Here is a 24,953-nt window from a genome sequence, read left to right as displayed (position 1 = left end):
ATTACCATGTACCGAGAACGATTCGGCCTCCGTTTGGAAGGTTAACAGTCACACCATTACCATTCAGCACAACTGTATTATTCACACCGTTAAAACTGAAAGCGCCGGATGATGCATAAAGAGCACCACGCACAGTGACGTTATTAAATTCCGCGTAACCATTTTTATTTATTGTCCAGCCGAGCATTCCATAGACATAGTTTGTTGACTGAATATATTCACCAATTTTTGCATTGGTAATTGTGCCATCCTGAATGAATGCGCTACTGATAAATACCTGACCGTTGATTACCGCAAACGGTGAATATTGAGCATCATCAGCGCCGCTCATCAGAACAAATTGGTTCGCATTGAATCCGATACGGGTGACAACCGGCTTACCGTTTTCAGCCAGTACCGCGATACTCATCCCGGCACTGTAGTACACACCATTAATCCTGATCCCCGCTTTAAGGGTATGAATGGCAGTGGCACCATCAGCATCAACGGTCGCCGTCAGCTTATCTTCCAGCGTTGCTGTTACATCTTCGATTTGCGCCTGAACGGTGGTAGACAATTTGGCCATCGCCTTATCAACGTCAGCGATCGTTGTTTTAACTATCAGAATGTCTGCTCGAATGGCCCCATACTGCGCCCACTGGTGATCGATGGTGGCATTTACACCCAGAGCGGCCTGTAGAATCCCCTCAATGTTCTGATCAATCTGGCTCGTCAGCGCGTCGCCGTCTTTCGACGTCAGGAAATCGCCGGCGATATCGCCCAGGTAATCATCAGCGTTGTCGTTCGACATGCCGCGTATCCAATCAGTCCAGCCCGACTCGTTCCCGCTTTTATCGACCAGCTGCGCGCGGTACCAGAACTCCTGCCCCGCTTTCAGGCCGAGTTGGGTGTATTCGGATGACGGATAAGGCACATCGCTAAGCAGCAACGGATCCGACTGGTCACTGTTTGGTGTGTACTGAATTTCGGTTTTCAGTGTATCGGCGGTATTTGCCGGGAATCCCCAGTTAAGCTGAATACCCCAGTTGATGCCCGTGGCCGCAAATCCCACCGGCTTCGGTGGGTTGCCCACTTTACCGGTCAGCGTTGCCTCTTCCGAGTATCCCCACCCGGACGAAATCTCCGCCGCGTTGATTGCACGAACGCGGACCAGATAGCGCCCGGCATAAATGGATTCAACCTCAAAGCTCGTGGTGGAGCTCCGCGGGACATTCACCCAGTTACCGTCGTTGCGGCGCCACTGCGCCTCATAAGCGATGGCGTTATCCACAACGGACCAGGTCACGCGCATGGTTTCAACGCTGAGCCCCTGCTGCACAACCGAATAACTGCCGATCGCGATATCATCCGGCGCTGACTGATTACCCGGGGGAATAACGCTGACAGGCCGCTGGTCAATGATGGCACCAGTGTCGATCCGGGCGTATTTATCCGGGTCATGGGCCGCGCCGGAGATCGTAAATGTGCCGTCATTATTGTCAGACACGCTGACCACCCGATACTGCTGGGCATAGAGTTCATCCGATTCGACAACCCACACGCATTCCGCCTCCGGCGTTTCACTGAATGCCGTTGTAACGGTAATCTTGTTGCCGTTTATCGCCTGAATCGTTCGGCTCTGCGCCGCGCCAGATGGAAGGTTGAGAATCAGACGGTTACCAGCAGCGGCATCAGCAATCCGGTCCAGTTCGATAACCCGGCCATTAACCGAACGAATACGGCCGCCGGTGACCTTGCCGGAAAGCAGCTCATCAGCGACCGCGATGATGTAACCAGGCTGCGGAATATTTCCGTCCAGACCGACGGAGAAGGTAACTACCCGGTCCTTGTTGTTGGTGAGGATCCCCCAGCGCCCTTTGCGGTTCGCTTCTGACTGCCGGGTGCAGCCAATCGCGGTCATTTCCAACTGATTAAAACCGTAACGCGCAACGAGCTGCTGCTCGAATACCGGCTCCATGGCGTCGGCATAAGCGTTGTCAGGATCGGACCAGGAAACCAGCGCGGTGGTGTAACGGGTTTTGGTGGTGCTGCTGGCGTAGGTAAACAGGCCGTCGATCACGTTTGCGCGCGTGTAGGAAAAATCGATATCCCGCGGCATGTCAGCCAACACCACAATCTGATCGCCGCCCCAGTAAGTCATCCCCCGGAATATAGCCGCGAAATCACGCAGCACGGTGTAAGCGTCGTTCCGGTCCTGCACATATACGTTGCAGGTATAACGTGGCTCAGTCCCGCTTCCGCCCTTTCCATCTGGCACCATCTGGTCGCAATACTGCGCCACTTCATAGAGTGACCATTTATCGATGTTGGCAGCCGTCAGGCGATTACCCAGGCCGAAACGGTCGCTCAGCACCAGATCGTAAAACACCCATGCAGGGTTATCCGTCCAGGCCCATTTAAACGCACCGGTCCAGGTGCCGAGATAGTTCCTGGTTTCCGGGTCGTAATTATCCGGCACGCGGATCACCCGCCCACTAGGCTTACATGAAATCTGCGGAATGGATCCGTTAAACTGACTCGAATCAAACTCTATATAGAGCAGCGCGGTACTTGGATAACGCAATTTTGCGTCGATCACTTCCGTGTAGCTCTGCAGCGTCATGGTGTCGCCTATTTTGGCACTGTGCGCATCAGCTGTAGTTTTACGGAGGCGCAATGTCCATGTGCTGCCAGCCTGCGGTAAATCAATGCGGTGGCTTCGTTCATAGCCTGTGGTTGTTTTGCCCGATACCCGAGTATCGATAACGGTTCTCCATGAGCCGCCGTCAGTCTGCAGATCGATGGCGTAATTGATGGTGTATCCCACCAAATCACCATCATCCTCTTGCTTGTAAATTGAGGGCCACTTAATGCGCAGGCGCACAGCAGAAAGCAGCGTATTCGTGAAAGTACGCGTCCAGGCGGTAGCACTGGATATCTCAACCCCCATGCTGATTTCGTTCTCTGAGCCTGGAATCCCCTGGATGTATTGTTGAGCCTGAGTACCTGGGCGAAAGTCCCAGACCACACCGCCAAAGTTTTGCGAACCGTCGGCGTTCTCCAGTGGAGTCCCATCAAGGTAGATGTCTTTTCCGGTCAAACCACCAGCAAATTCACCTTCACCCAGCGCCACCAGCAATTTTGCCTTTGCGACAGACTGGAGATCATCCGGTTGCTCCGTCGGCGTTCGGCTTTTAGAACCGCCGCCTTTTCGCCCTGTGATTCTTTTCGGCACCATATTTCACCCATAAAAAAACCACCCGAAAGTGGTTATTAGAAATAATATTTACTACTGCTTATCTTCGACGTAGATACCCGCAGAAATAATTGCACCACCTATAAGCCGTCGGCCATACAGAAGAGGAACTGGATTACCCTGGGCTGCGGTATTCGTCACACCACCAAAGGCGTAGGAAGCCTGATTATCGGCATCTTGCTTACTCGCTAACCCGCTAGGCTGAGGGGATAACATCTGCACAATTCCCCCTATGATCAATGCCCCACCCGCCTGATAAAAGAAAGGAGATGCCCCTGCAAAAGGCGTGAAGTTTAGAACGACGCCGACAGCAACTAATACAGCGCCTAGAATTGTTTGAAGAAGGCCTGCTTTTTTACTACCGATAGTTATGGGCACAATTCGTATTACTTCACCCGTCACAGGAAAACCTAAGTCGTCCTCACCAATATTTTTATGTCCCCGATACACCGCGTAAGTTAGGCCGCGCTGCTTACTCGTGTTCATGTACTGCTCGAAGCCTTTAATTGTTGAAGATAATGCCCTGCACGCTTCGCGAGCAGTGCTAACCACACGATGGTGGGTTTTGCCAAAAATTTTACCCAAAGCCCCATGCAGCTCAATTTGGGTCATTACCTCTTGCATTTTTGTCTCCAATAAAAAACCACCCGAAGGTGGTTTTATGTATTAAATAGGCTTTAATTCGCGGTCATTGGCAAAATATCGACATTACCACTCTGGTCTGTGAATATTCTCAATACCCTCGGGGAGTCAGGTCTAATGATAAACTCTCTCTCTTTTTTCGCAGCTCCGTTACAAAGCCCTTTACCAGCAAACCCTGCGCCAATAACGGTTTCACCCGCGGGTAAAAAAGCTCTTACTTTTTCCCCTGTTTCAAGTTCAGCAACTGGTACTCCATTCACATAGGATGTGATGGCACACCCACCAGCAACAAACCCCTTATCGCGAATAATGGTTACTTCTGTTGTATTCGGTTTTTGGTGGAATTCAACAGCAGCATTAACTTCTTTCGCATTTTGCGGTAACACAGGTTCAGTAGAACAACCCGATACGCCCATTGCTATTAGAAGCAGCAAAGTCTTTTTCATATCCCTATCCCCTTTTGATAATGCAAAAGGTTAGCACAGAGATTTATGTCGTAGTACCTTCATTGTCCGTTCCTGCCAGTAGCCACCATAGGGAACACGCTGGCTCAAATGCCCATACAGATGATGCAATAGCATGTTGTTTTCCAGCAGGATCCCGGCATGATTCCACTTATTAGCCTGCACTTGCATGATAACCATGTCGCCCGCGCGCGGCGGTCCAGTAAACTCCCGGAACCCGCATTCATACCAGCAATCACGGTAAAAGTTCTCCGGGTACTGGTCCTCCCACCAGGGATAATCCACGCGGTAATCTGTCAGCTCAATGCCATGCGTCTGCCGGAAATAACTCATCACCAGCCCCCAGCAATCGAAATGCCCGAGCACGAACGGGCGCTCCAGCAGCGGTAACTCGCCGCGCGGTTGAATGGTGCGAATATCCCCTTCCGGCCAGCTGGCGATATGCCAGGGCAGCAGGGTAGCATCACACTGTGCCTTATCCAGTTCGCTCGGCTGCGTTGTGGCGTCCGGGTGACTGTGAACAATGGCGACAACCGTCCCCAGATCTTCGGCTGCGGCGTAGTCCTCCGGTGACAGGTGGAAATGTTCAGTCGGGTCCGTTGCCAGATTGCGGCAGGGAATGTAACGCTGCACCCGGCTTTTCTGCACCACAACGCCGCAACACTCCCGCGGGTACTCAGCGGCGGCATGCGCCATGATGGCATCGATAATTTTCTGTCGCATATCAGCTCCTGATAAGGGAAGTGCCCGGAAAGCCACCAAACGGCAGCTCGTTTCCGTCGCCGAAGCGAAGTTTGCACGCCGTCAGCGTGCCGGAGCATTCATCCAGAGAGGGATCATCAACCGGGTTGTTGTGCTTATCGAAATAGCGGTTCCCGGCATAATCACAGCCATCACCGGAGCGGTACTTGTTACGGATGCACCAGGTGCAAAGCGAATGCAATTGCCGTGTCGGGATCATCAGCCCCTGCAGATCCATCGGGCTGGTGAGCTTAAACGTCACGGTCTCATTCGTTTCGCTGTCTTTAGCATCGATATAAAACACCTTCAGCTTTTCCTGCTGCGGATCCGCCGTCGGGTTTCCCTCCGGATAGTTTGCCGCGTCCAGGTACTGCGCCAGCGTGTCGTGGATAGTGACTTTCGCCTGCAGCAGATCATCGTAAGCAAGGCACAGCGCGGTAATGGAACTATCAAGATTAGCGACGGATAACGTCGGCTGTGCGCTGGTTCCGTCGGTAGTCGTCTCAATCCCTTCGATCTCGCAGGGCCAGGGTTTATATTCCAGCCCCTGCCACCAGATAGATTTTGCGGGTAGCTTGTCCTCATCCCCGCTGGCGGCTGTGATTTCCTCCGGGGTATGGGCAATATTATGAGCATGGAAGCGGAGCACATCACCAACACCAAATGCAGTGCCATCGACATCAAAAAGCCGGACGACATTGCCAGGTTCGAGTTTCTGATAATCACTGTTTATGCTCATGGTGCAAACGCCTGTTCAAATGTTGCGGAAATGGTTGCCTGAGTCTTACCGTTAGGCAGGAGCTTGATTGAGTCAGCAGCAACACGATAAAGCCCCTTCTCACCATGCGGAGGGGTGAATATAAAAGCGCGGGTGCAATGTTCGCGGCAGAAATCCCTGATAGCGAGAGCCGTTGCCAGCGGGCCGCGGTATGAATATGAGAACTTGATACTTTCCGAATTAATACCGCCCTCTGAAACCTGCTGATATCCGTCACCGAATTGGGCTTTTCTGACCGTCCGGGTATATTCGGCCGCAGGCTGCCCTGACACCTGAATGGGCCAGATAAAAGTGTTAATTGCCATAACGTTCCTGAGTGAATGGATTAGCGCGTTTTCATCGCATTGAAAAGCTGCCCGCCAGGGCGAAGTGCTTTGGTGATGTTGTCCTGACAGAATTGGTTGAGCATCTTCATCATTGCCCCGCTCATCGCATCGTTACCGCCCGACGATTTTGCGGAAGCCGTGCCATCGCTCTGAATAACAATGGTGTTCTGGAATACCGGACTGCCAGCTCCAGCACTTCCGGCAACCACGCCAAGCTTGCCGTTTGCACCACGTCGTAAAGGCAAAATGGCCTCCGGACCTGCTTCGCCCATAACGCCACCGCCCTTCGCAAACGCAAAGAATGTTGGCCGGTCCACAACACTGCCGCTGTATGCGCTAAGCGATGCTGAGTTATAAACGCCACCATTAGCATTTGCAGTAAAGCCAAAAGCATTGGCCACGCTATTTACGCCATTCACAAGGGACATTTTGATTAAGATTTCGGAAAGCATACTAAGAATGGATTTGGTGAAATCTTTGAAATTCCCTTTGCCAGTAGTAAGGAAAGTATTCAGCTGTGAAGTGAGTCCATTCAACGCCGCGGTTCCGGCGCTCTTCATCTGGTCATAGGTGTTGGTAGAAGCATCAGCGTATTCAGCCCAGCTTTTCTGTACGCCTGATGACCAGTCACCCCGCAGCTTATCTTCCGCCGCATAATAGTCCTGGGTTGCTTTAAGTTGTTGTTGATACCCCTCGTCCTGCAGGCTACCTCCGGAATTTTTCCACCCGCTACGCAACTGGGCAAACGTCGATTCACGTCCAGCCATGCGGTCACTCAGCGTCGCGCTACCGGTCAGTGCGGATTGCTTCTCGGCCATCTGGGTTGCATATTTCGCCGCGGAATCCATACGCTTGTTAAGCTGCTCCTGCGCGACAATCTGGTCACCCAGCAGCGCCTTTTGCTGCGCCAGGTCGAGGACCTGATTTTTGCTCGACAGCAGAGATTTTTCCTGTAGCGATAACTGGCGAGTCCGGGAGGCGGCTTCCAGCACAGAAAACTGCGCTTCTGTAGTCCAGAGCTCTTTACGCTGCTGACTAATCGTATCAGTAACGTTCTTATGCTGTTGTAGTACGCTCAGCTGAGACTGGAGCGCCAGCAAATCCCGTTGGCCGTTATCTTCAGCTTTGTCACCTGCAGATGTCGTGTAGGCTTTAGCTTTCGGCGTTTTTGGATCTTTGAATTGCTTCTCAATCCCGGCGCGCGCTTTTGCGATGTCTTCCGGACTCCAGAGCTTAACCCGTTCGCCATCAGGAAGGGTCTGCGTGGCTTTTGCCGCTTTAGCATTATCGGCAATGGCTTTATTGAGATCCTTTTGCGCCAGCGCTCGCTTTTCCGCCTGAGTCGTACCGGCATCAAGATATTTATTGAACGCAACCTGTGCTTCAATTCCATCTTTGTTGATCTGGTTGAACTCGGCTTTTTTCTGGTTGTAACCCTCCTGGGACGCAATAACAAACTCGAGGTTTTTAATGTTCGCCTCAAGCTGGGCTTTATCCACGCCCATTGCATTATTTTTGAAGCGCCCCCAGAGTCCCTGTGTGCTGTTCTCCTGAATTTCCGTAAGCGTGTCTTTCATCGTCTGGAGCTTAGTCGCGTCACCACCGCTACCACGTCCGATGTTCAGCAATTCATCCCACATACCTTTGAAAGCATTGCGGGTGGCTAACGCAGCCCTTTCTACCAGGCCAAGATTATCCAGTAACTGCTGGCTGCGCTGCTGCTCAGATCGGCTATAAGCATCGGCCGCAACCTGCCCAGCCGTTTCTTTATCACCGCGCCGCTCGAGTGACGAGATATATTCAAACTGTGCGGCGGTCAGGTAGTTCAGTTGCGCATTAAGTTCCGCAGAGCCTTTGATTGGAGAATCATAAAGCTTCTGGAAATTCTTGATCGTTTCATCAACAGATTTCCCGGTCGCTTCCTGCATTGCAACAGCGGCACGTGTGATGCTCTCAATCTGGGAGCCTTTAAAGCTACCGCTGCCGACAACCTGTGCCAGAGCAGCGGCGCTGGTTGCCTGAGAGCCATGATTTCCCGCAATGGATTTAGCCAGGTCTGCCAGCTGGCCAGCCGTCTTACCCGCATAGTTCCCGGTCAGGATCAGCTGCTTATTAAATTCGACTGATTCCTGACTTCCCTCATACCAGGCTTTACTCAGGCCGTAGATTGAGGCCGCAATGCCGCCCACAGCACCAGCGATCCCCAGCCCGCGTAACGTCATCAACTGCTCTATCCAGCCAGCCCGGTTTGCAAGCGTGATCCCCGATCCCCGCAGTGAGCCAAAATTGCCTCTCGCCAGCTCGCCGACCAGTACACCGAGCTCACGTCTCGCCGCGGCACTCTGGATGCCAAGCCCACGCGTGGCCGTTTTCGCAGTATCCAGTTTCCGGATATAGATGTCCGCAGCATCACTGACGCCAAGCTGTGCCGCTTTAAAGCGCAACATTTCGGTATTAGAGAGGTTCTGCGCCGCAACCTGAGATTTCAGGCTCTGGATAAAACGGGTACGCGCCGCACTAGCCTTTTCTTCTTCCTGGCTAAGTTCCTTCTGCCGCTCTGCTGTTCGGGATAGCAGGACAAGATAGTCCTGCTGAGAAATCATCCCCTGAGAACGGGCATTACGGAATTGCGCCTGGGCGGTAGCCAGCGAGTTTGTTTCCCCGGTAAGACGTTTTGCGCCATCAATTTGCCGGAAAAAGACTTCGGTCAGTTCATCCTGCTGTTTCCCCGTTGCAGCAGCATTATTGCTGTTCTCCTGCAATTTCTGGTTAAAGGCAGCAACACGCTGGTGTGTCTCCTCCACTGCCGCGGCTGTCTTTTTCCAGTCATTTGCCATTGCATCAGCAGCGGCTGACTGCTTCTCCTGCATATCATTCGCCGCTCGGGTTCCAGCATCCCCCATCTGCTTAAATGCCGCTGCCTGCCGCTCGGTAGCCTGAGCAATCCGTGACTGCGATTTCTCCGACTCATCGGCCATGCCGGTGAGCTGCCCTTTAATTCGGGCAACCTGTTCAGCAAACGTGGCGCTATCCACGTCGAGGTTAATAACTAAATCGCTAATCTGCTGGGCCATACCTTACCCCCCCAAATATCCCCTCTCCCGCCAGCATCAGATCATCATCCGTTTTTTCTGGCTCATCATCCGGTTTAGAAAGGAGGCTGAAATCAGCATCATCTATGTCACTGTTGCCCGTGAGCATCGTTACAATCAGCCCTTTGGTCGTCGCAAACTCAGCATCCAGCAATTCTTCACTGAATGGCGTCGCGGCAAAATGATTGACCCAGCCAGAATATTCCGTCGCACTCATTTCGCTTAACATGCGCCGCCAGTCCGGGCGCCTGAACTCGCGCGCCAGCCGATGCACAAAGCTGCGCTCACGGGCGGCTATTTTGCCAGGGGTGCCTGTTCGCCCTTGATGCTGGGCTCATCCTCTGCGCCGGTGTTATCGTCACCTTCTGTTCCGGGTTTCGGAGCCATGCCGCTGAGCTCCAGAACCTTTACGACCGCAATATTCAGGGCTTCCGAAGACCAGGTGCGCATTACTTCCAGATGCAATTCATCTTCATCACGATCCGGCGCGCTCTGCCACAGTGAACGGGAAACAACCCAGGCATTAACCTGAACATTTCGCTTCACCATCAGCGCCATACGCTTCATCTCGGAAATGTCTTCCGGCGTATCTCCTTCAAGGCTCGCCAGATAGTCAAAATAATCAGCACGCTGCAGTGCTGACAGTTCATAAAGCACGACGCTGCCACCTTCTAGGGGAAGGGATTCTTTTTTCAGAAATGACATGTTTTTTTGCCTGTTAAAAAGGCTCCGGAAAGGAGCCGTATCAGAGGGAATTAATCAGGGAGCGGTGACGGTGAGCGTTGCAATAGCAACATACTCACCATCCGGAGTCATACCGATAATCTCGGCCTCACCGGCAGCTACGCCCGTAACCGTGACAATGTTGTCCGCAACAGTGATAGAGGCTATCGACTTATCAGCCGACACAACCCGGAGAGATTGATCCGTTGCCCCGGCAGGCAGAATGCTGAAGGTAAGCGTATTCGTTGCACCAACAGCCAGTGCCAGGGTTTTCGGTGCCACGCTGAGGCCTGTTACAGCGACATTAGCCGAGCGATCCTCTTCTGCCAGAGACGGTTTGCCAGAGTTAGTCACTTTGACAGTGCGCGTAATGACCTCTTTCGCGGGTACCGCTTTACCCAGGCTGCTCAGCCAGCCACGGAATACATCAACAGCGCCGTTCGGATACTTGATTTTGTAGCCGCGGACATCGCCCTGAGTGAACCATTCAACCAGCCCCTGCTGGCCGCTTTCGCCCGGCTTCCACGCGAGGGTAAAACTGGTATCACCCGCAGATTTCTCCCCCTGTGCGGTAGAGCTCCAGTCCGCATCTTCATCATCGAGGTAGGTGTCATCGTAGGATTCGGCGGTCATTTCCCCCGGTGTTAAATCCTTGATTTTTGCCAGCCGGGTCCAGTCTGCATCACTCAGCGGGTTGGCATAGGGATCGCCGGTACCGGTATAAAGCCATAAAGTAGTACCCGCACCTTTTACCGGTGCGAGAGGGTTTGGTGTTGGCATTATGATTTCCTTACATTGAATAAGTAATGGAGTAAGTCAGATCAACCGAACCCCACGTGGCCATCTCATCATCACGCTGATAGTCATAGCCCTGCGGGGTTATCGTTTCGATTAACTCATCAAGCTGGGGAACGGCGGCCATGGCTGGATAAACTTTTTCCTCCATCCAGTTATCCAGCGCGGTGTCAGGGTTAGACGCTTTCAGGAACACCTCAACATGCAAGACGGCCTGCCAGTCATCCTCATCCAGCGTTTGACCGGCGTATTCAGCATCTGACAAATAAACGGCGACGGCGGGAAGATCCTGCTCTTCAAGAAACGCCGGCCGACCGTCGAACCAGGTCACATCTCCGGTAATATCGTTCTTGAGTTTCGCCAGAATAGCGGCGCGAATAGCGCTATGTTTGCTCATCGCTTCAGGTGGATCCTCAGTTGGTTTTTCAGCGCAGAGGACAGCTCTTTGGGCATATCACTCTGGATAAGGTTTTTAGAGATTGTGGTGAATGCCTGCGTTAGCTGGGCATCCAGTGGAACTTTCACTACGTCAATCGGGTAACGCGCCTTACCGACACGCCGCATCACCTGCCATCGGCCGTTGCTGAGTTGCTGTAGAAAAGCATTCCGGAAGGTATACGGGCCTACTTTCAGTACGCTTCCCTGCCCATGCTTTGCCCCTTTACGTCGGGCAAGCCGCACATGAGCGGTACCTAGTTTGATCGCGGGTAAGTTACCGCGGTTGATTTTGATGGAGGCAATAAGTCGATCATGGCGGGCCTTACGCAATCGAGAACGTTGCCTGACCAGCCTGACCGGGAGCCCCTTTTTGCGGTTATCGTCAACCGTAGCCTCTTTGGCTACCTTTCTGCTCCCCTGGCTGATAGTCCGCCCCGCCATACGATTAAGTGCTTTGGCGGTCGCATCTGGCACTATCAATCGACTCAGGCTATTCAGGTTCTGGATAGCACGCTCAAGCCCTTTAACCGCCATACCCCCTCCTATTCGATAAAGATGCGCGGTTTACCGTTAAATCGTTCGTGTCGGGTCAGGTGAAAATCCTCGCCCTCAAAAACGACCAGATCACCACGGCGGGGCCGATATCCAGCAGTAAAAACCACCAGCGCCCGTCCGGTTCCCGCCAGTGGTCCCATTTCCTCCAGCGATTCAGCCGGCACAACAATCATGGGCTCACCGTTAATGGTCGCCGGCTTGCCCATTTTGTTGACCGTGGCCGCATCCATGCGGCTGGCAAGTTTGTCAAAAGGATTAGGCATTGATTTTCACAGCTACGGTAGATGAACCAGCAGCAGCGTCCTCCCACGCAACCCCAGCCAGATCGGCATCAGTCGCATCGAGCTGCACTACGCCATCTTTGATATGAACCTGCACACCAATGGTAATGGCGTCGGCAGACAGCTTAGGCAGAAGGAAAACCCCTTCGGCAAAACCATCGCCCACCAGGCCTTCCTCAATATCCGTGATGGCCACAGCCACCACTTTCCCCACCAGCACCGGCGAGCCGCTCAGGATCGCAGTGTTACCCGCATTGGCAATCACAATGGTTTTGCCAGGTTGTACAAAATTCTTCGCCATAAAATCAGTCTCCATCCGGCCCCACGCGGGGCCGAATTCAGATATAAAAAAAGCCCTGATGGGCTGTAGAGTTACTACTTAGTTGAAGGGGATTATTTCCCGGTTGATTTCGCCAGGCCGCGATAATCCAGAGGGGAAACACCGGCATCGATGCGCACTTTGGTCGCGATGCCATCGGTCGAGAAACCTTCCTGCTGGTCGATATACGGTGTATCCACGCCATTCAGGTAAGCCACTTCGATAGTGTCAGAGCCTTTCGCAGCAGCCAGATACCAGGCATTGCTGTCTTTAGCATCCAGACGCGGCTCTGCGATGACCTCAGCAAAGTTCTGAATCGGGTTATTAATGCCGGAGTTGATATCTGCACCTTTCACACTGGCGGACTTGATTGTCTGGTTCGCCAGGGTTTCGAGTGCCACCGGCACCAGCATATAAGCCGGGCGAATGTTCAGGAAACGTTCACCCTCTTTCTGCAGGCGCATCATCTTGCGCGCGTCATCCAGGCTGCCCACAGAAATAGCACCAGCAGACAGGTTGGCGTGATCAGCATGGAACAGCGCCTTACCATCGGACAATTTAACGTTATCGGTCAGGACGGCATATACCAGATCGCCGATCGTTCCTTTTGCCGCACGGCCCATTTTCATTGGCACGTCCGTCAGCTGGTTCATATCGTCGTTGATAATCGCCTGGCGGGTAATGGAGAAGATTTCCCCATAGGTGGCCAGCGCGATGCTCTCACCTTTATCTTTGGTGGTCACATGCTTATATTCGGCACCTTCGCGAACCTGACGCAGAGATGGGAAGCCTCCCAGACCGACACGGTGGGCCGTTTTAAAGTCAGACAACTGGCCTTTTTTGGTCCACTGCTCAAAGGTTTCTGCCGCCTCTTCCCAGCCCTGCAGCAGCGCTTTATTAGCAACATCCAGCAGGATGTTACCGAAGTCCGACGTACTGTGGGTCAGCGCCATGCCAACCATCTGCATCGGGTTATAGCTGGAAACGCCAATGCCGCGCTCAGTCAGTGCCATACGGGCATATTCGCGCAGCGTCATACCGTTGTAGACGTTGTCACGCTCCATGCTTTCGAAGCCTGCGCGAGCCATCAGAGCCTGGCGAACACCATCCCCCACAAAGTTACCGTTACCAGCGTAAATGTGCGCGTCGGTGGTTTTATTCGACGGCATGGCGGTTTTACCCAGCGCCGCCAACAAATCATCTTTTGCCTGCGCAACGCTGCACTCCGGATCCGCGATGCATTTATTCTGCAGCTCCTGATGTTTGCCACCGAACATTGCAAAGAGATCGTTAATCGCATTAACGCGGTTCTTTTGCTCGGTAAGCACCTGGGCGCGGATAGTCGCCTCATCAGTGACGGTAGCAGGCACTGGAGCCGCTGCCTGCGGTTGTGGCTGCTGTGGGTCACGCTGGGCGGTGTTACGTGGCGGGGTGACCATATTACGAATGCTTTTTGGCATTTTTTCAAAATCCTCAATACGTTTTGATTGAATACAGGCCATCGCCTGCAGAGACGTTGTGACCTGGTCTGCAAAGCCCAGCTCGAGACACTCTTTACCATCCATCCAGGTTTCATCTTCCAGCATGGCGGCGATCTCTTCGGTCGATTTCCCGGTTTTCTCCGCATACGCGGGGATAAGGACAGATTCGACTTTATCCAGCAGGTCAGCGTAGTCGCGCATATCGTTCGCATCGCCGCCGGAGAATCCCCATGGCTTGTGGATCATCATGCAACCCATTGAAAACAGCCCCTTGATTATTAGAGGCTTTTTCCTCAAAATGTTTACCTTCCGAACCTCTTGCAATACACACCGCAATACGCAAATTTAAAATGGGTAAAGCATGAATCTGAATGAATTTTCATCAACTACAGCATCTATTTTTGGTAATATTGAGAAGATTATAAGTGGGCTTAAAAGCATTCCTGATCAAAAATATGTAAATACAGTAAAAAGAAGGATTAACTTTCTTGAGAACACTAGCGAACAAGTTTCGATAATAAATAAATTCAACCCTTTCGCCTATGGCGATTTTTTTACACGAGAAGAAAAAGAAAATATTATTTCCTTACTGAAACTTATAGATAACTACACATCATCTATTCTTTTAGATATTTTCTCAAATGAAGTATTCTCAAACATTTCAAACATTAACGATGATCTAAAAAAATATTCAAGAATATCAAAGTTTATCCAAGGATCACAAAATCAATCCTCAAATGTTGCTATGTTTAAAAACCTAGCAGCTAATGAACTAGCAAAGGTAACAGAAGTAAAAAATGAGATCGAAATAAGTGCAAGTCAAATCAGAGAACTCGCAGATAGAAATTCAATAGCTCATGAAAAAATAATAAGACTTGTTACAGACTTACATGCAGAGAGCCAGAAACTTGAAAAATCAGGTTCTGAAATAGAATATATCCTAAACAGGAGCAGAGATGCACTAAGTGGCATAGACACTTCCAATGAAAAACTAAGAACTGCCGATGAAACATTAAACAACATAGTCAAAACAAACAAATTAATGCAAGCTGAAATAGCAAGACAATCAGCAAGTACAGCAACTGAAATCAAAAACCTCCTTGATAAAAAAACAGAAATTGAGCAAATTAAGGGAATCATCTCAGCTGAAATAGAAAATGCTAAGGAACTGAACTCAAAGGCAAACTCCGCATTAAAACTATCTGGCACATACAGGCTATCAAGGCACTTTAGAGACGCATACAAAACTGCAAATAAGAATAAAATATTCTGGGCCATTACATCAATGATTGCAGCAGGTGTATGCATTGCATTCGTAATTTACATGCTCTTAATGATGAATGAAGCTAGCTCATATCCACCTACAGGTCAAGAGTCTCACTTATTATTATTATTCTTTGCCCGGTTCTCAATGATTCCTGTACTGATAGGTTTTTTTGCATTTAGTGCTATGCAATATGTTAAGCAAAACAATATCAGTGAGGACTACGCACATAAGAAATTATTATCTGAAACCCTTGTGTCTTTCAAGCAAGAAATAAACAAAAATGACACTGACAAGTCATCGTTATTTATGGATAACATCCTTAAATCAATATTAAGCTCACCACTGAACTCTATAGACAAAAAATCACATCAAATGGAAGTCGATAAAATAAATGAATTAATTAACACGACATCTAAAATCAATAAGGAAATCATAGATCGCGTAATGCCAGAGAAAGAGAAAGAGAAAGAGAAAGAGAAAGAGAAAGAGAAATAAGATAAATTATTAGGAAGGTAGCCGTTCAATTGTGTTGAACGGCCACCTTCCCTTCCTATATCACCCAGGTAATAGCTGTATTTCTAAGCTTTATCTTCTACGTAGATCCCTGCTGAAATAATTGCTCCACCGATGCGGCGCTTGCCGTAACACAACGGAACGGGATTCCCCTGGGCGGTTGTGTTCGTTACACCACCAAAAGCATAGGAAGCCTTGTTATCCGCATCCTGTTTACTTGCTAATCCGGCTGGTTGCGGTGACAACATCTGAACGACACCACCTAACATCATTGCTGAACCAGCCTTATATCCAAATGCTGAAAATGGGTTACCGGGTGCGAAATAACTCCCGACAGCTGAAGCCGCGATGATGACCGCGCCTAGTATCGTCTGCAGTAAGCCAGCTCGTTTACTGCCGATGATGACAGGTACAATCCGAATTTCCCGACCGCAGTTTGGGAATGCCAGATCATCTTCCCCAATATTCTGTTTTGCACGAAATATACTAAAGGTCAGCCCGCGGGATTTACTCGTATTGAGGTACTTTTCGAATCCGGGGATAGTTGCGCATAAAGCCCTAATAGCCTCCTGCGTCGTAGTAATCAGGCGTTGATGTTCCCTACCAAATGTTTTAGCCAAAGAACCGCTAAGCTTAATGGTCGTCATTACTTCAGTGTTCTGCATTCTGGCTTCCCCCGGTGGAATAGATTGCCGATAAGGCTGATTTCAGGTCGTATAGTTTTCTCTTACAGCTGCTGCCCGGCGCGGGTGGGATATCCCGCAGACGCTTTGATACGGTCTGCCGGTGCATCCCCGTCGCACCAGCCAGTTCGGTAATCGTTAACCGTAATTTCTTCATCATTCCCCCCAAAGATGACGAACAAAAAACATACAATTCATCATCTTTTCTATTTTTCACCATTTTCATGCATTTAAAATCAAACAGTTAGCACATGATGATGATGACAATAGAATTCAAAAACGAGCCGTTTCCCGCGATGCCGCCGCCCCGTGGCAGGTCGCCCTGCCCGGAGGACCCACGAGAAATGGGCAGCCGTGGCCGCCCTCTGCTCTTATGCCCCGTTCGATTTGACCAGCCCGCGGTAGTCCAGCGCGGCCACACCTGCATCGATGCGCACCTTCCAGGCGATACCATCAACAGTGAAGCCCTCCTGCTGCTCAAGATATGGCGTATCCATCCCATCGAGATAAGCCACCTCGATAGTGTCTGTGCCCTGTGCCGCCGCAACATACCACTGCTTGTTGTCTGACTTATCCAGTCGTGGCTCAACCACAACCTGAGCCATATCCTTCACCACGTTGATAATACCGGGGTTCTGGTTCAGCGTGCCGTCCTGGTCTACCGGGAACAGCGAGGAAGATGAGAGCACCGCGCGATTGGCTGCCCCTTCCAGAGCCGCCGGAACGAGGATATAGGCAGGGATGACATTGATCGGGTCGCCGTTCGCATCCTCCTGCAGGCGCATAGCCTTACGGGCTTCATTGAGTCCATCGGTATCCATCCCTTTAGCGATGAGGTTTTTATGGTCGGCGTGGAACAGCGCTTTACCATCGGTGAACTTACTGTTCGCTGTCAGGTTGAGGTAGACCAGATTACCTACGGTACGCGCCGCAGCGCGGCCCATTGCCTGGGGAATGGTCGTTAACTGGTTCAAATCGTCATTGATGACGGCCTGGCGGGTAATGGAGAAGATATTACCGTACGTCGCCAGAGCGATAGGTACGCCACTATCACTGGTTGTGACATATTTATACTCAGCGCCTTCCGGCACCTTATCCAGCTCAGAGAAGCCATTCAGCCCAACGCGCTTGGCTTCATGGAAATTGGAGAGCGAGCCGGTTTTAGTCCACTGCTGGAATGTTTCACCGCTGTTCTGCCAGCCGGTCAGCACCGACTTTTCAGCACCACCAGCCAGGATATGCGAGAAATCGCTACTGCTGTGTGTAAATGCCATATTCACAATCTGCGAACGGTTGCCAAAAGCACTAACGCTGATGCCGCGATCCACCAGCGAAGCCTGAGCCATATCAAACAGGCTCATCATGGCGTAAGGGTTTCCCCGTTCGGCGCGTTCGTGACCCAGACGGGAATAAAGTCCCTGGCGGATAGCATCGCCGGTGATGTTGCCGTTACCTGCGTAAATGTGTGCATCAGCGGTTTTGTTCGACGGGGTGGCATTTTTGCCCAGTGAGGCCAGCAACATGTCTTTCGCTTTTTCCGGCGTACAGTCCACATCCTCCAGGCACTGCATCTTCAGTGAATCATGCTTACCGCCAAACATAGCAAACAGGTCTTTAATCCCGTTGATGCGGTTCTGTTCCGGTACCGCGCTGCCGGTGGAGCCTTTCGGGCTGGTGATCATCCCTTTAATATCTTTTGGCATATGCTCAAAATCCTCAATTCGTTTCGATTCAATACAGGCCATTGCACTGACCGCCGGTAACAGTTCGTCAGCGAAGCCCTGAGCCACACATTCACGGCCATCCATCCAGGTCTCACTCTCAAGCATGGCCCCCAGCACTTCGGCTGATTTACCCGTTTTGCGGGCGTAAGCCGGGATCAGAACGCTTTCCACCTTATCCAGCAGCTCGGCGTAATCGCGCATATCGTTGGCATTGCCGCCTGAAATGCCCCACGGCTTGTGGATCATCATGAGTGCGTTTTCCGGCATAACGATACGGTCACCGGCCATCGCAATGACTGATGCCATAGAGGCGGCCAGACCATCGATATGCACTGTGACTTTTGCCGGGTGTTTATTCAGAAGGTTGTAGATAGCGATGCCGTCGAACACGTCGCCGCCGGGTGAGTGGATGTGAAGGCTGATATGGGAAATATCGCCCAGGGCTTTCAGATCCTCAGAGAACTGCTGGGCAGTGATACCCCAGCCGCCAATCTCCTCGTAAATACTGATATTGGCGCTGCCGGCATCGCCGGCCGCTTTGATGATGTACCAGCTTTTCATTCGGCACCATCCAGCCACTGATTCACGGCATGGCGAATAATTTGCGCGATCCCCGGCACTGGCTTGCCCGGGTTTTCTTTGATGAAGCGAATACGGTACTGCTTAAGCCGCTGGTTAGTGGCGGCATCAATGTGCACTGAACAGCCCTTCGGTTCACCCAGGTTGAGGCTATCGTTGTCGTTATCCATTCTCTTGCCCTTATCGTGGTTATTGGTACAAGTCGAATAATTGATCGATAAAAGTGGTAAGTAAACAATTTTCTATCAGAAAAATAGATTAATCAGATTTAGACATAAAAAAACCGGGTTTCCCCGGCGTAGAATATTCATCCATGTCATTACCTTCGTTTTAGTGCTCTTCCTGTATCTGGTTCATCGATTTTCTACTGCCTCAAGCGATTTTAATTTCTATTAGCTGGCTCAAAAAACATCATCAATTCAATGAATAATATGTTGAAATGGCAGAAAGCATCACCCCTACATAAACAGGTGCATACAGTAGTATCATCAAATACTTAATCCATTTCTCGCATTCATTTTGTTTTAAAATCACATTAATTATAGAAAAAAAACTCACAAAGAAACCAACAGTAGAAACAACCGCAAAAAATGTTAGTCCCCAATACATTAATCCATTAGCTTGAGCTCTTTTTATTACAGAAGTAGCCATGACCAAAAACTGGATAATGCCTATTGCTAAAGTACCGGAAGATTTTTCAGCCACAGTATGAAACGTATCGAAAAATCGTACAAATGCTTCATCCACTACATTACGAGTTGGTTCTTCCTTCATATTCCCCACATTTTCCCCACTTGGTTGAGTTCCCACTTACTACCCACAAGCATTTTTACTAACGCCACGCCAAACCAGTAATGGCAAGGCTTCCACCAATTTTACCCACTTAGGCTGTGTATATAGGTGCAAAGTGGGGAAAACAGAGTCACTTCCCCAACCTTCCCCACCTGCTACCCACTTACACGACCACTTCCCGTAATGACTGTACAGTTAATACATCATCGTTCTGAATAATCAATCCATCATCTACCAACTTTTGAACCCAGCGGCTAAAGTGCTTAGTGTCGATACCAATCGCTTTCAAATCGTCACGTATAACAGATCTTGTGCATGACTCCCCTCTGGCGGTTCGACTGCGTACTGCCTGCCATAACGCTTGGTGGTTATCGCTAAGGCGTGACACATTGGACAGCTCTGGTTCAACCTCTTTTGCCGCCCTTGGCTCATCATGTACCACCAGAGAGCAAACCAACTCACCATCCTCATCGGTGTAAAGCTCCGCCGTTTTCAGGTCGTATGCTTTACGATCAGGTTCTTCTGCATCCTTCATCTTGGTGCAGGTCAGAATAAGCGCCTTTCCATCCCCTTCACGCTTAACGTTAAACTCGGTATCAAGCGCAGCACGGAAAGAACTGGAGCCGCGAGCACCTTTCGCCTCATCCTTTCCTGAGTGGTGGACTACCAGCACCGTTGCACCTGTTTTCTGTTTGATAACATCACAGCCCTCGATAAACGCCCCCATATCACGAGCATCGTTCTCATCGTTGCCACCAAAGCAACGGGCAAGCGTATCGATCACCACCATGCGGACTGGAACCCCGCTTTCAGATTCAATTTGCCTGGCAGCCAGGAGCACTTCAGCAACCTCACTCTCACGTACTGGAAATACTGGGCGATTAACTAGCCAAAGATTGTCGGCCTGTTTACCGTGCACCTGTTCCCATGCCCGTACGCGCCGGGGAACACCAACACCGCCTTCACCGACCACATACAGCACAGCACCGGGAGATACCTTCTTCCCTGCCCATGACAAACCAGCGGCGATATGACAGGCCCACGAAACCGCGAGAAAGCTCTTATACGAACCGCTGGGGCCGTAAATACTGCATAGTGACTGCGCTGGCAAAAAGTGTTTAAGGATATAGTCCTGACGAACATCAAAGCCGTCAGAACCCCGGGAGAGCGGTAGTTTTGTTCTGAACTTTGCACTGGAATCAGGAAAGACACGGTGAATCCGTTGAACATCAGACAACCATGCATTCATCTCAGCTTCGCCAATCTCTTCCACCAGAACGGCACGGCGAGAGACAACCATTTTCTTGCGGTCGGTATCAAGATACCCGGCATCACAAAGCGCCTCGTATGGCATTGCAGCTATCTGATTGAGACGTGCCACCAGCTTCCCGTATCGGGTAGTCGGATCCTTATGCTGGTGGAGGGCTTTATCCAAATCACTACGACTGTACTGTTTGCCATGTGCCCACTGATAAGAGCAAGTAAACAGGGCATCAGATACGGTTTCTACAGCTGTCAGTTGTACTGTCATTTTGGAATACCCCCACTCATCTGGAACTTGCCGATCAGTGGATGGAACCAGTAAGCAGATCCGTATTTGCGTTTGGCGCTGCGAAGAACTAAACGGGCCGCTTCTCTAAATTTCTCATCAGGTGCAATAAAACCACCCGATTTCAGCTTAACCAGCATAACCCCGGTATTCTTCGCCAGCTCCTCAGCCTTTTTGGTCGATATACCAAACTCTGCCGCCAACGTCGCAACTGGTGTCATGCCAGGAGGAATTTCGCCTCCCTGACTGTCAGTTAACGATTTGATCTGCGTCTCGAGCGAAAGCACCTTATCCACCAGCAGATCTACGCGTTTTTCGAGTTCGTTAAATTTCACGTTGCTAATCATTCTGCGGCCCCCTCTTTTTCGCTACGCACTACAGCACCTGCATTTTCTTCTGCCGTCCTAATAGCTACCTGAAAGTTGCCCAAGCAACGCATGAGTAATCCAACATTGAACATGTCGGCACGTAACGATTCTTCGTCGTAATCTTCATTAGAAGATGCGAAGTACATCAGGTTACCGATAGATGCCAAACCAAGCGGAAGTGTCGTACCAGCTTCATCAGCAGCGGTTAAAACCTGTTTCGCCGTGTTCGCGTCACAATTGTAGTTAGCGTCTATAAGTAACTGGAGATTGTGCATATCAGCCATGAGCAACCCCCGAAACATCGATTTTCCCGCCGATGATTGACCAAAGGGTCTGGCTGTCATGGTCTGCCCATGTGACTGAATATGGGCTTTCAGTTCGAATTTTTGCTGCGAAGGTCAGTTCCCAACCGCTGAAAGCATCACGAGCAATTTCCTCTGTTGCAGCTGTTGTTCGAAGAACTACTGGATTACATGTGTGTCCTTTAGGCATCCCTAGGAACAACCATGTAAATTTAGGGTGAGTTTGGGTATGCTGTGTTCCAGCCATAGTCGTTACTCCAGTTAACGGTTGTGGTTAGACGCCCTGTATGTGTTGCGAGCACTGCAGGGCGTTGTTACATAGAAATAAAACATGATAAGGTGTGTACCTATCCGAAGTCATACTATGAAATAGGTACATACATGTCAACTGTTGTTCAACGTGATAAACAGCCTAAAGGTTCTGGGAAAGCACCTGCTTTTCAGATTCGTATCAATCCAGAACTGAAAGAGCAAATGGCGAACGCTGCTGCAAAAGAAGGGATGAGTCTGGGTAATTGGATCAAGCAGTTAGTAAGGGCAGAACTGCTTAGACAGGGTATAAACCCTAAAGGTTAATTCTGTTAATTATTATATAGTGAGAGAATTTATGAACAATGGCAACTCAACAGATTATGAAATCATGTCTGACGCAAATATGCCAACAGAACCATCCCCAGAATATATTGATTCCTTATCAGCTTTTGACAGTGTTCTAAAAGAAAGTATCCTTTTGTCTAAGGAATTTTCAGGCATTCCTTCACCTACTAGTAAGCATTTTTATGCAAGCGTGCTTTACACTGCCATGATTGTTAGAGCCGTGAGTCTCATTAATTTAGCCCCTCACAATTCCTGGTCATCCAAATCAATAGAACACTGGGATTACGCGACTTGTTGCAATATAGCAAGAACAATATTAGAAATAAGACTTTGCTTTCATTATTTATGTGTCGAGGACTGCGATTCAAATGAATGGGATTGCAGATGGAATATATTAAATCTTCATGACTGCACAGCAAGAATTAGACTTTTCACAGCTCTAGATAATGAAGACCAAATAAAGCAATTAACAGAGCAAGCAGAAGAATTAAAAGAAAGATTAACATCTAATGCTTTTTTTGCATCATTGAAGCCTGGTGAGCAAAGAAAGTACTTAAATGGACAAACACCATATATGCAGCCTCTAGAGGAAATAGCTGAAAAAATAGATATTGATCGTCCAACGTTTCGATGGATGTATACATTTTTGTCCAGCCATGTTCATGCCTTACCACTCTCATTCTATAGAATTGGTCTGAGTGAGGAAGAGAGAGGGCGTGGTCTCCCTAGTCCTGTAGAAGAGTCATATACGTCAATGTGCTTAAGCCTATCCAGCTCTCTTCTGAAAGGAGCGGGGATCGCATTGACGGAAATATTCAAAGAGATAAAAACACCTGACGTACAATATGCTCCCAGTGAGTCAATTGATGAAGTGGAGAAACTGTCTAACATAGGCGAAACCATCATTATTGATGAAAATAAATATGTCAAAGTAACTATTTCCATTGAGTCTGAGACGAGATTCTTAACAAGATACTACTATAAGAAAAATAATGAAATTGTCCTTGAATTAATCAATGAAGAAGATAATCAGTTTATCAACTCTCTCGACCCTACTTTCTGGCGGATAGACTTTAATGGAGAACCAGTAACTTACAATCAGCTGGACGATTATTTAAATTCATCCGAACCCTCCGCATATCAAATCGATCACAATAATTATTGTATTAGAATAAAACAAAACTAGCCCCACATAGTGGGGTAGTTTAAATATTACCCCACTCCCCCCTAATCCACGCCTGAATTTCAGAAAGGCGATATGCAACGGCTGACGGCCCAATCTTGATGCGTTTAGGAAATTTTCCTTCCTGCTCCATACGCCAGCGTGTTGAGTTTGACAGCGTGGTCATAGCTCGGCATTCAGGTTCGCGAATCATTCGGTCAAGTTCAGGCATTAACTGTAAATCTTCTTTTTTCACAACAGACAACATAGCCATATCAGGCGCTCCTTTTCTTAATTACTTTGACTGTATTCTCTTCACCCACCAGCCCATCAAGGTAATCAACCCATCGGTCCAGCGCTTCTTGCTTTTGAGGAATATACTTGCTGCGATTATAGATTCCGGCCACGCCCTTTATGGTGTGCCCCAGCAGCTGCTCCACCACAATAAAATCAACCCCCATATCATTAAGACTTGTTGAGAATGTTCGTCTCAAGTCATGCAATGACCAGCGCTTATCATGCTTTAACGATATAAAATTTGTGCATCCCATCACGCTGACAGTTGAATCAGATTTAAATTCGCCAAGTATGTAGCTGCGCCTTTTAGTCTCTTCGTACAGGTTTACGAGCCATTGCCGCATTTTTTGAGGAACAGGGCGAATAATCTCTGCGCCGTTTTTACTATGGTCTTTCGGCACTGTCCAAAGCCATTTATCGAAGTCCCATTCTTCCCATGTTGATAGACGAGCCTCACTAAGCCGGCATCCAAACACAAGGCACAAAATCGCCATGCGTTTTTTGTAATTCAATACGCGAGTTTTGCCCTTACCATGAAAGTAAATCCCCCACAGATCGGCAATGTAGCTTTCCTCAAGCAGCCGCTCTCTCTTGTTCTGATACTTACCAATATCGCTAGGGCTCAGGTCGTCCAGCACATTACACCGCACATACTGGCGTACTCGGCAGTATTTGAAGATTTGTTTTAATTCTATAAGCATCGCGGCGGATTGAACCGGTGCTACTTTTTTTACGCGATCAAAGCATTTGATCCAGTCTGACAGGCCGCATTTCTCGACAGGAAATCCACCTATGTAGGGAAAGATATATCTCTCATACCGGCGATAGAGCCGTACAGTCTCTTTGCGTTTTTCCCTGGCATAATTATCAAACCAGTAATCGACAGCGTTCTTAACTGTCACCGGAGTAAACAAGCTCTCTTTAGTGAGTTTGTTCTCTATCCGTGGATCAAGTCCCTGTGACAGCCATCCCCGGCACTCGTCCCTTTTCTCCCTAGCCTGTTTAAGTGTCATATCTGGATACTTGCCTAACGTCATCCAGATGGGGGCACTCTGTCGGCCGGAATGTCTAAAGAAAAAAACAAAGCTAACAGTGCCATTCACGCTGATCCTGACAGACAGTCCCCTACCATCAGCAACCATCTTTTGGCTCTGCTGGGGTTTACCATGCAAAGCCCTTAGCGCCTTGTCGCTTAACTTGTTCTCGCCAGCCATAACACCTCATTCTGCAATACACATTGCAATACACAC

Annotated in this window: 28 protein-coding genes and 1 pseudogene; 3 read left to right on the top strand and 26 right to left on the bottom strand. The window is 49.6% G+C overall.

All coding sequences use genetic code 11. The features are described 5' to 3' along the window. Position 1: 1 nt before the first annotated feature. The 15 genes and pseudogenes from KP80_RS13325 to KP80_RS13255 all read right to left on the bottom strand — a co-directional run. A complete protein-coding gene (locus KP80_RS13325) occupies positions 2 to 3,217 on the bottom strand; it encodes a host specificity protein J (RefSeq protein ID WP_052284128.1) in 3,216 nt (1,071 codons plus the stop codon). Positions 3,218 to 3,268: 51 nt separating this feature from the next. Further along, positions 3,269 to 3,859 carry a tail assembly protein gene (locus tag KP80_RS13320; RefSeq protein ID WP_052284127.1) on the bottom strand — a complete coding sequence of 197 codons (591 nt, stop codon included), beginning with the start codon at positions 3,857 to 3,859 and terminating at the stop codon, positions 3,269 to 3,271. 53 nt (positions 3,860 to 3,912) lie between these two features. Beyond that, positions 3,913 to 4,323: a hypothetical protein gene (locus tag KP80_RS13315; protein ID WP_052284126.1), complete on the bottom strand. Its 411-nt coding sequence runs from the start codon at positions 4,321 to 4,323 to the stop codon at positions 3,913 to 3,915. Between the two features lie 30 nt (positions 4,324 to 4,353). Further along, positions 4,354 to 5,064, bottom strand: a complete 711-nt coding sequence (locus KP80_RS13310) for a C40 family peptidase (RefSeq protein WP_052284125.1) — start codon at positions 5,062 to 5,064, stop codon at positions 4,354 to 4,356. 1 nt (position 5,065) lies between these two features. Continuing rightward, positions 5,066 to 5,821: a phage minor tail protein L gene (locus tag KP80_RS13305; protein ID WP_052284124.1), complete on the bottom strand. Its 756-nt coding sequence runs from the start codon at positions 5,819 to 5,821 to the stop codon at positions 5,066 to 5,068. Next, a complete protein-coding gene (locus KP80_RS13300) occupies positions 5,818 to 6,165 on the bottom strand; it encodes a phage tail protein (RefSeq protein ID WP_052284123.1) in 348 nt (115 codons plus the stop codon). Before KP80_RS13300 ends, KP80_RS13305 begins: the two co-directional genes overlap by 4 nt. Before the next feature lie 20 nt (positions 6,166 to 6,185). Then, complete coding sequence (locus KP80_RS13295; protein WP_052284122.1) at positions 6,186 to 9,260, bottom strand: phage tail tape measure protein; 3,075 nt, start codon at positions 9,258 to 9,260, stop codon at positions 6,186 to 6,188. Continuing rightward, complete coding sequence (locus tag KP80_RS13290) at positions 9,244 to 9,507, bottom strand: phage tail assembly protein T (RefSeq protein WP_052284121.1); 264 nt, start codon at positions 9,505 to 9,507, stop codon at positions 9,244 to 9,246. The genes KP80_RS13295 and KP80_RS13290 overlap by 17 nt, the downstream gene beginning before the upstream one ends. Positions 9,508 to 9,572: 65 nt before the next feature. Continuing rightward, positions 9,573 to 9,983, bottom strand: coding sequence for a phage tail assembly chaperone G (gene gpG / locus KP80_RS13285; RefSeq protein WP_052284120.1), 411 nt, complete (start codon positions 9,981 to 9,983; stop codon positions 9,573 to 9,575). 54 nt (positions 9,984 to 10,037) lie between these two features. Then, entirely contained in the window at positions 10,038 to 10,781 is a 744-nt protein-coding gene (locus KP80_RS13280; protein WP_052284119.1) for a phage tail protein, read from the bottom strand. A 10-nt stretch (positions 10,782 to 10,791) separates the two neighbouring features. Beyond that, on the bottom strand, positions 10,792 to 11,193 hold the full coding sequence (locus KP80_RS13275) for a phage minor tail U family protein (RefSeq protein ID WP_052284118.1): 402 nt from the start codon (positions 11,191 to 11,193) through the stop codon (positions 10,792 to 10,794). Next, positions 11,190 to 11,768, bottom strand: a complete 579-nt coding sequence (locus KP80_RS13270) for a phage tail protein (protein WP_052284117.1) — start codon at positions 11,766 to 11,768, stop codon at positions 11,190 to 11,192. The genes KP80_RS13275 and KP80_RS13270 overlap by 4 nt, the downstream gene beginning before the upstream one ends. A gap of 8 nt (positions 11,769 to 11,776) precedes the next feature. Further along, entirely contained in the window at positions 11,777 to 12,052 is a 276-nt protein-coding gene (locus tag KP80_RS13265) for an ATP-binding protein (RefSeq protein ID WP_052284116.1), read from the bottom strand. Then, positions 12,045 to 12,371 carry a DUF2190 family protein gene (locus tag KP80_RS13260; protein WP_052284115.1) on the bottom strand — a complete coding sequence of 109 codons (327 nt, stop codon included), beginning with the start codon at positions 12,369 to 12,371 and terminating at the stop codon, positions 12,045 to 12,047. The genes KP80_RS13265 and KP80_RS13260 overlap by 8 nt, the downstream gene beginning before the upstream one ends. 92 nt (positions 12,372 to 12,463) lie before the next feature. Next, positions 12,464 to 14,119: pseudogene (locus tag KP80_RS13255) on the bottom strand (ClpP-like prohead protease/major capsid protein fusion protein); the annotation flags it as partial. Between the two features lie 112 nt (positions 14,120 to 14,231). Between KP80_RS13255 and KP80_RS13250 the strand changes: the two are divergent. Beyond that, entirely contained in the window at positions 14,232 to 15,632 is a 1,401-nt protein-coding gene (locus KP80_RS13250; protein WP_052284114.1) for a hypothetical protein, read from the top strand. 83 nt (positions 15,633 to 15,715) lie between these two features. On the opposite strand, the gene KP80_RS13245 is transcribed toward KP80_RS13250, so the two are convergent. From KP80_RS13245 to KP80_RS22500, 9 genes are all read right to left on the bottom strand, one after another. After that, on the bottom strand, positions 15,716 to 16,315 hold the full coding sequence (locus KP80_RS13245) for a tail assembly protein (protein ID WP_052284113.1): 600 nt from the start codon (positions 16,313 to 16,315) through the stop codon (positions 15,716 to 15,718). Then, on the bottom strand, positions 16,302 to 16,442 hold the full coding sequence (locus KP80_RS23100; RefSeq protein WP_231625927.1) for a DUF1441 family protein: 141 nt from the start codon (positions 16,440 to 16,442) through the stop codon (positions 16,302 to 16,304). Before KP80_RS23100 ends, KP80_RS13245 begins: the two co-directional genes overlap by 14 nt. Positions 16,443 to 16,704: 262 nt before the next feature. Continuing rightward, positions 16,705 to 18,618 carry a ClpP-like prohead protease/major capsid protein fusion protein gene (locus tag KP80_RS13240; RefSeq protein ID WP_052284112.1) on the bottom strand — a complete coding sequence of 638 codons (1,914 nt, stop codon included), beginning with the start codon at positions 18,616 to 18,618 and terminating at the stop codon, positions 16,705 to 16,707. Continuing rightward, positions 18,615 to 18,806: a hypothetical protein gene (locus KP80_RS13235; protein WP_052284111.1), complete on the bottom strand. Its 192-nt coding sequence runs from the start codon at positions 18,804 to 18,806 to the stop codon at positions 18,615 to 18,617. The genes KP80_RS13240 and KP80_RS13235 overlap by 4 nt, the downstream gene beginning before the upstream one ends. 244 nt (positions 18,807 to 19,050) lie before the next feature. Continuing rightward, positions 19,051 to 19,446 carry a hypothetical protein gene (locus KP80_RS13230; protein ID WP_156315656.1) on the bottom strand — a complete coding sequence of 132 codons (396 nt, stop codon included), beginning with the start codon at positions 19,444 to 19,446 and terminating at the stop codon, positions 19,051 to 19,053. 145 nt (positions 19,447 to 19,591) lie between these two features. Further along, entirely contained in the window at positions 19,592 to 20,959 is a 1,368-nt protein-coding gene (locus KP80_RS13225) for a helicase RepA family protein (protein WP_082221742.1), read from the bottom strand. Then, positions 20,956 to 21,324, bottom strand: a complete 369-nt coding sequence (locus KP80_RS13220; protein ID WP_052284109.1) for a hypothetical protein — start codon at positions 21,322 to 21,324, stop codon at positions 20,956 to 20,958. Before KP80_RS13220 ends, KP80_RS13225 begins: the two co-directional genes overlap by 4 nt. Beyond that, complete coding sequence (locus KP80_RS13215) at positions 21,321 to 21,629, bottom strand: hypothetical protein (RefSeq protein ID WP_072129109.1); 309 nt, start codon at positions 21,627 to 21,629, stop codon at positions 21,321 to 21,323. The genes KP80_RS13220 and KP80_RS13215 overlap by 4 nt, the downstream gene beginning before the upstream one ends. Then, entirely contained in the window at positions 21,622 to 21,894 is a 273-nt protein-coding gene (locus tag KP80_RS22500; protein WP_072129108.1) for a host cell division inhibitor Icd-like protein, read from the bottom strand. Before KP80_RS22500 ends, KP80_RS13215 begins: the two co-directional genes overlap by 8 nt. A gap of 134 nt (positions 21,895 to 22,028) precedes the next feature. On the opposite strand from KP80_RS22500, the gene KP80_RS13210 reads away from it, so the two are divergent. After that, positions 22,029 to 22,223, top strand: a complete 195-nt coding sequence (locus KP80_RS13210) for a toxin-antitoxin system HicB family antitoxin (RefSeq protein ID WP_052284107.1) — start codon at positions 22,029 to 22,031, stop codon at positions 22,221 to 22,223. Between the two features lie 31 nt (positions 22,224 to 22,254). After that, positions 22,255 to 23,430, top strand: a complete 1,176-nt coding sequence (locus tag KP80_RS23095) for a DUF5677 domain-containing protein (RefSeq protein WP_072129107.1) — start codon at positions 22,255 to 22,257, stop codon at positions 23,428 to 23,430. A 19-nt stretch (positions 23,431 to 23,449) separates the two neighbouring features. On the opposite strand, the gene KP80_RS13200 is transcribed toward KP80_RS23095, so the two are convergent. Both KP80_RS13200 and KP80_RS13195 read right to left on the bottom strand, forming a co-directional pair. Beyond that, complete coding sequence (locus KP80_RS13200; protein WP_052284105.1) at positions 23,450 to 23,680, bottom strand: helix-turn-helix transcriptional regulator; 231 nt, start codon at positions 23,678 to 23,680, stop codon at positions 23,450 to 23,452. Between the two features lies 1 nt (position 23,681). Beyond that, a complete protein-coding gene (locus KP80_RS13195) occupies positions 23,682 to 24,917 on the bottom strand; it encodes a tyrosine-type recombinase/integrase (protein WP_052284104.1) in 1,236 nt (411 codons plus the stop codon). Positions 24,918 to 24,953 lie beyond the last annotated feature (36 nt).

Origin of the sequence: Kluyvera genomosp. 1 (assembly GCF_001266615.1) — a bacterium.
Lineage (GTDB): Bacteria > Pseudomonadota > Gammaproteobacteria > Enterobacterales > Enterobacteriaceae > Kluyvera > Kluyvera cryocrescens_A.
This window is presented reverse-complemented; position numbering and strand designations above follow the sequence as displayed.

Bases quoted from the DNA above. Each gene is read 5' to 3' on its own strand.
- KP80_RS13220 (WP_052284109.1), bottom strand. From the start codon at position 21,324: ATGATTAGCAACGTGAAATTTAACGAACTCGAAAAACGCGTAGATCTG.
- KP80_RS23095 (WP_072129107.1), top strand. From the start codon at position 22,255: ATGAACAATGGCAACTCAACAGATTATGAAATCATGTCTGACGCAAAT.
- KP80_RS13225 (WP_082221742.1), bottom strand. From the start codon at position 20,959: ATGACAGTACAACTGACAGCTGTAGAAACCGTATCTGATGCCCTGTTT.
- KP80_RS13260 (WP_052284115.1), bottom strand. From the start codon at position 12,371: ATGGCGAAGAATTTTGTACAACCTGGCAAAACCATTGTGATTGCCAAT.
- KP80_RS22500 (WP_072129108.1), bottom strand. From the start codon at position 21,894: ATGGCTGGAACACAGCATACCCAAACTCACCCTAAATTTACATGGTTG.
- KP80_RS13195 (WP_052284104.1), bottom strand. From the start codon at position 24,917: ATGGCTGGCGAGAACAAGTTAAGCGACAAGGCGCTAAGGGCTTTGCAT.
- KP80_RS13310 (WP_052284125.1), bottom strand. From the start codon at position 5,064: ATGCGACAGAAAATTATCGATGCCATCATGGCGCATGCCGCCGCTGAG.
- KP80_RS13295 (WP_052284122.1), bottom strand. From the start codon at position 9,260: ATGGCCCAGCAGATTAGCGATTTAGTTATTAACCTCGACGTGGATAGC.
- KP80_RS13270 (WP_052284117.1), bottom strand. From the start codon at position 11,768: ATGGCGGTTAAAGGGCTTGAGCGTGCTATCCAGAACCTGAATAGCCTG.
- KP80_RS13280 (WP_052284119.1), bottom strand. From the start codon at position 10,781: ATGCCAACACCAAACCCTCTCGCACCGGTAAAAGGTGCGGGTACTACT.
- KP80_RS13300 (WP_052284123.1), bottom strand. From the start codon at position 6,165: ATGGCAATTAACACTTTTATCTGGCCCATTCAGGTGTCAGGGCAGCCT.
- KP80_RS13200 (WP_052284105.1), bottom strand. From the start codon at position 23,680: ATGGCTATGTTGTCTGTTGTGAAAAAAGAAGATTTACAGTTAATGCCT.
- KP80_RS13240 (WP_052284112.1), bottom strand. From the start codon at position 18,618: ATGAAAAGCTGGTACATCATCAAAGCGGCCGGCGATGCCGGCAGCGCC.
- KP80_RS13235 (WP_052284111.1), bottom strand. From the start codon at position 18,806: ATGGATAACGACAACGATAGCCTCAACCTGGGTGAACCGAAGGGCTGT.
- KP80_RS13305 (WP_052284124.1), bottom strand. From the start codon at position 5,821: ATGAGCATAAACAGTGATTATCAGAAACTCGAACCTGGCAATGTCGTC.
- KP80_RS13210 (WP_052284107.1), top strand. From the start codon at position 22,029: ATGTCAACTGTTGTTCAACGTGATAAACAGCCTAAAGGTTCTGGGAAA.
- KP80_RS13315 (WP_052284126.1), bottom strand. From the start codon at position 4,323: ATGAAAAAGACTTTGCTGCTTCTAATAGCAATGGGCGTATCGGGTTGT.
- KP80_RS13215 (WP_072129109.1), bottom strand. From the start codon at position 21,629: ATGGCTGATATGCACAATCTCCAGTTACTTATAGACGCTAACTACAAT.
- KP80_RS13265 (WP_052284116.1), bottom strand. From the start codon at position 12,052: ATGCCTAATCCTTTTGACAAACTTGCCAGCCGCATGGATGCGGCCACG.
- KP80_RS13275 (WP_052284118.1), bottom strand. From the start codon at position 11,193: ATGAGCAAACATAGCGCTATTCGCGCCGCTATTCTGGCGAAACTCAAG.
- gpG (WP_052284120.1), bottom strand. From the start codon at position 9,983: ATGTCATTTCTGAAAAAAGAATCCCTTCCCCTAGAAGGTGGCAGCGTC.
- KP80_RS13320 (WP_052284127.1), bottom strand. From the start codon at position 3,859: ATGCAAGAGGTAATGACCCAAATTGAGCTGCATGGGGCTTTGGGTAAA.
- KP80_RS13325 (WP_052284128.1), bottom strand. From the start codon at position 3,217: ATGGTGCCGAAAAGAATCACAGGGCGAAAAGGCGGCGGTTCTAAAAGC.
- KP80_RS13250 (WP_052284114.1), top strand. From the start codon at position 14,232: ATGAATCTGAATGAATTTTCATCAACTACAGCATCTATTTTTGGTAAT.
- KP80_RS23100 (WP_231625927.1), bottom strand. From the start codon at position 16,442: ATGCACCGGCAGACCGTATCAAAGCGTCTGCGGGATATCCCACCCGCG.
- KP80_RS13245 (WP_052284113.1), bottom strand. From the start codon at position 16,315: ATGCAGAACACTGAAGTAATGACGACCATTAAGCTTAGCGGTTCTTTG.
- KP80_RS13290 (WP_052284121.1), bottom strand. From the start codon at position 9,507: ATGTTAAGCGAAATGAGTGCGACGGAATATTCTGGCTGGGTCAATCAT.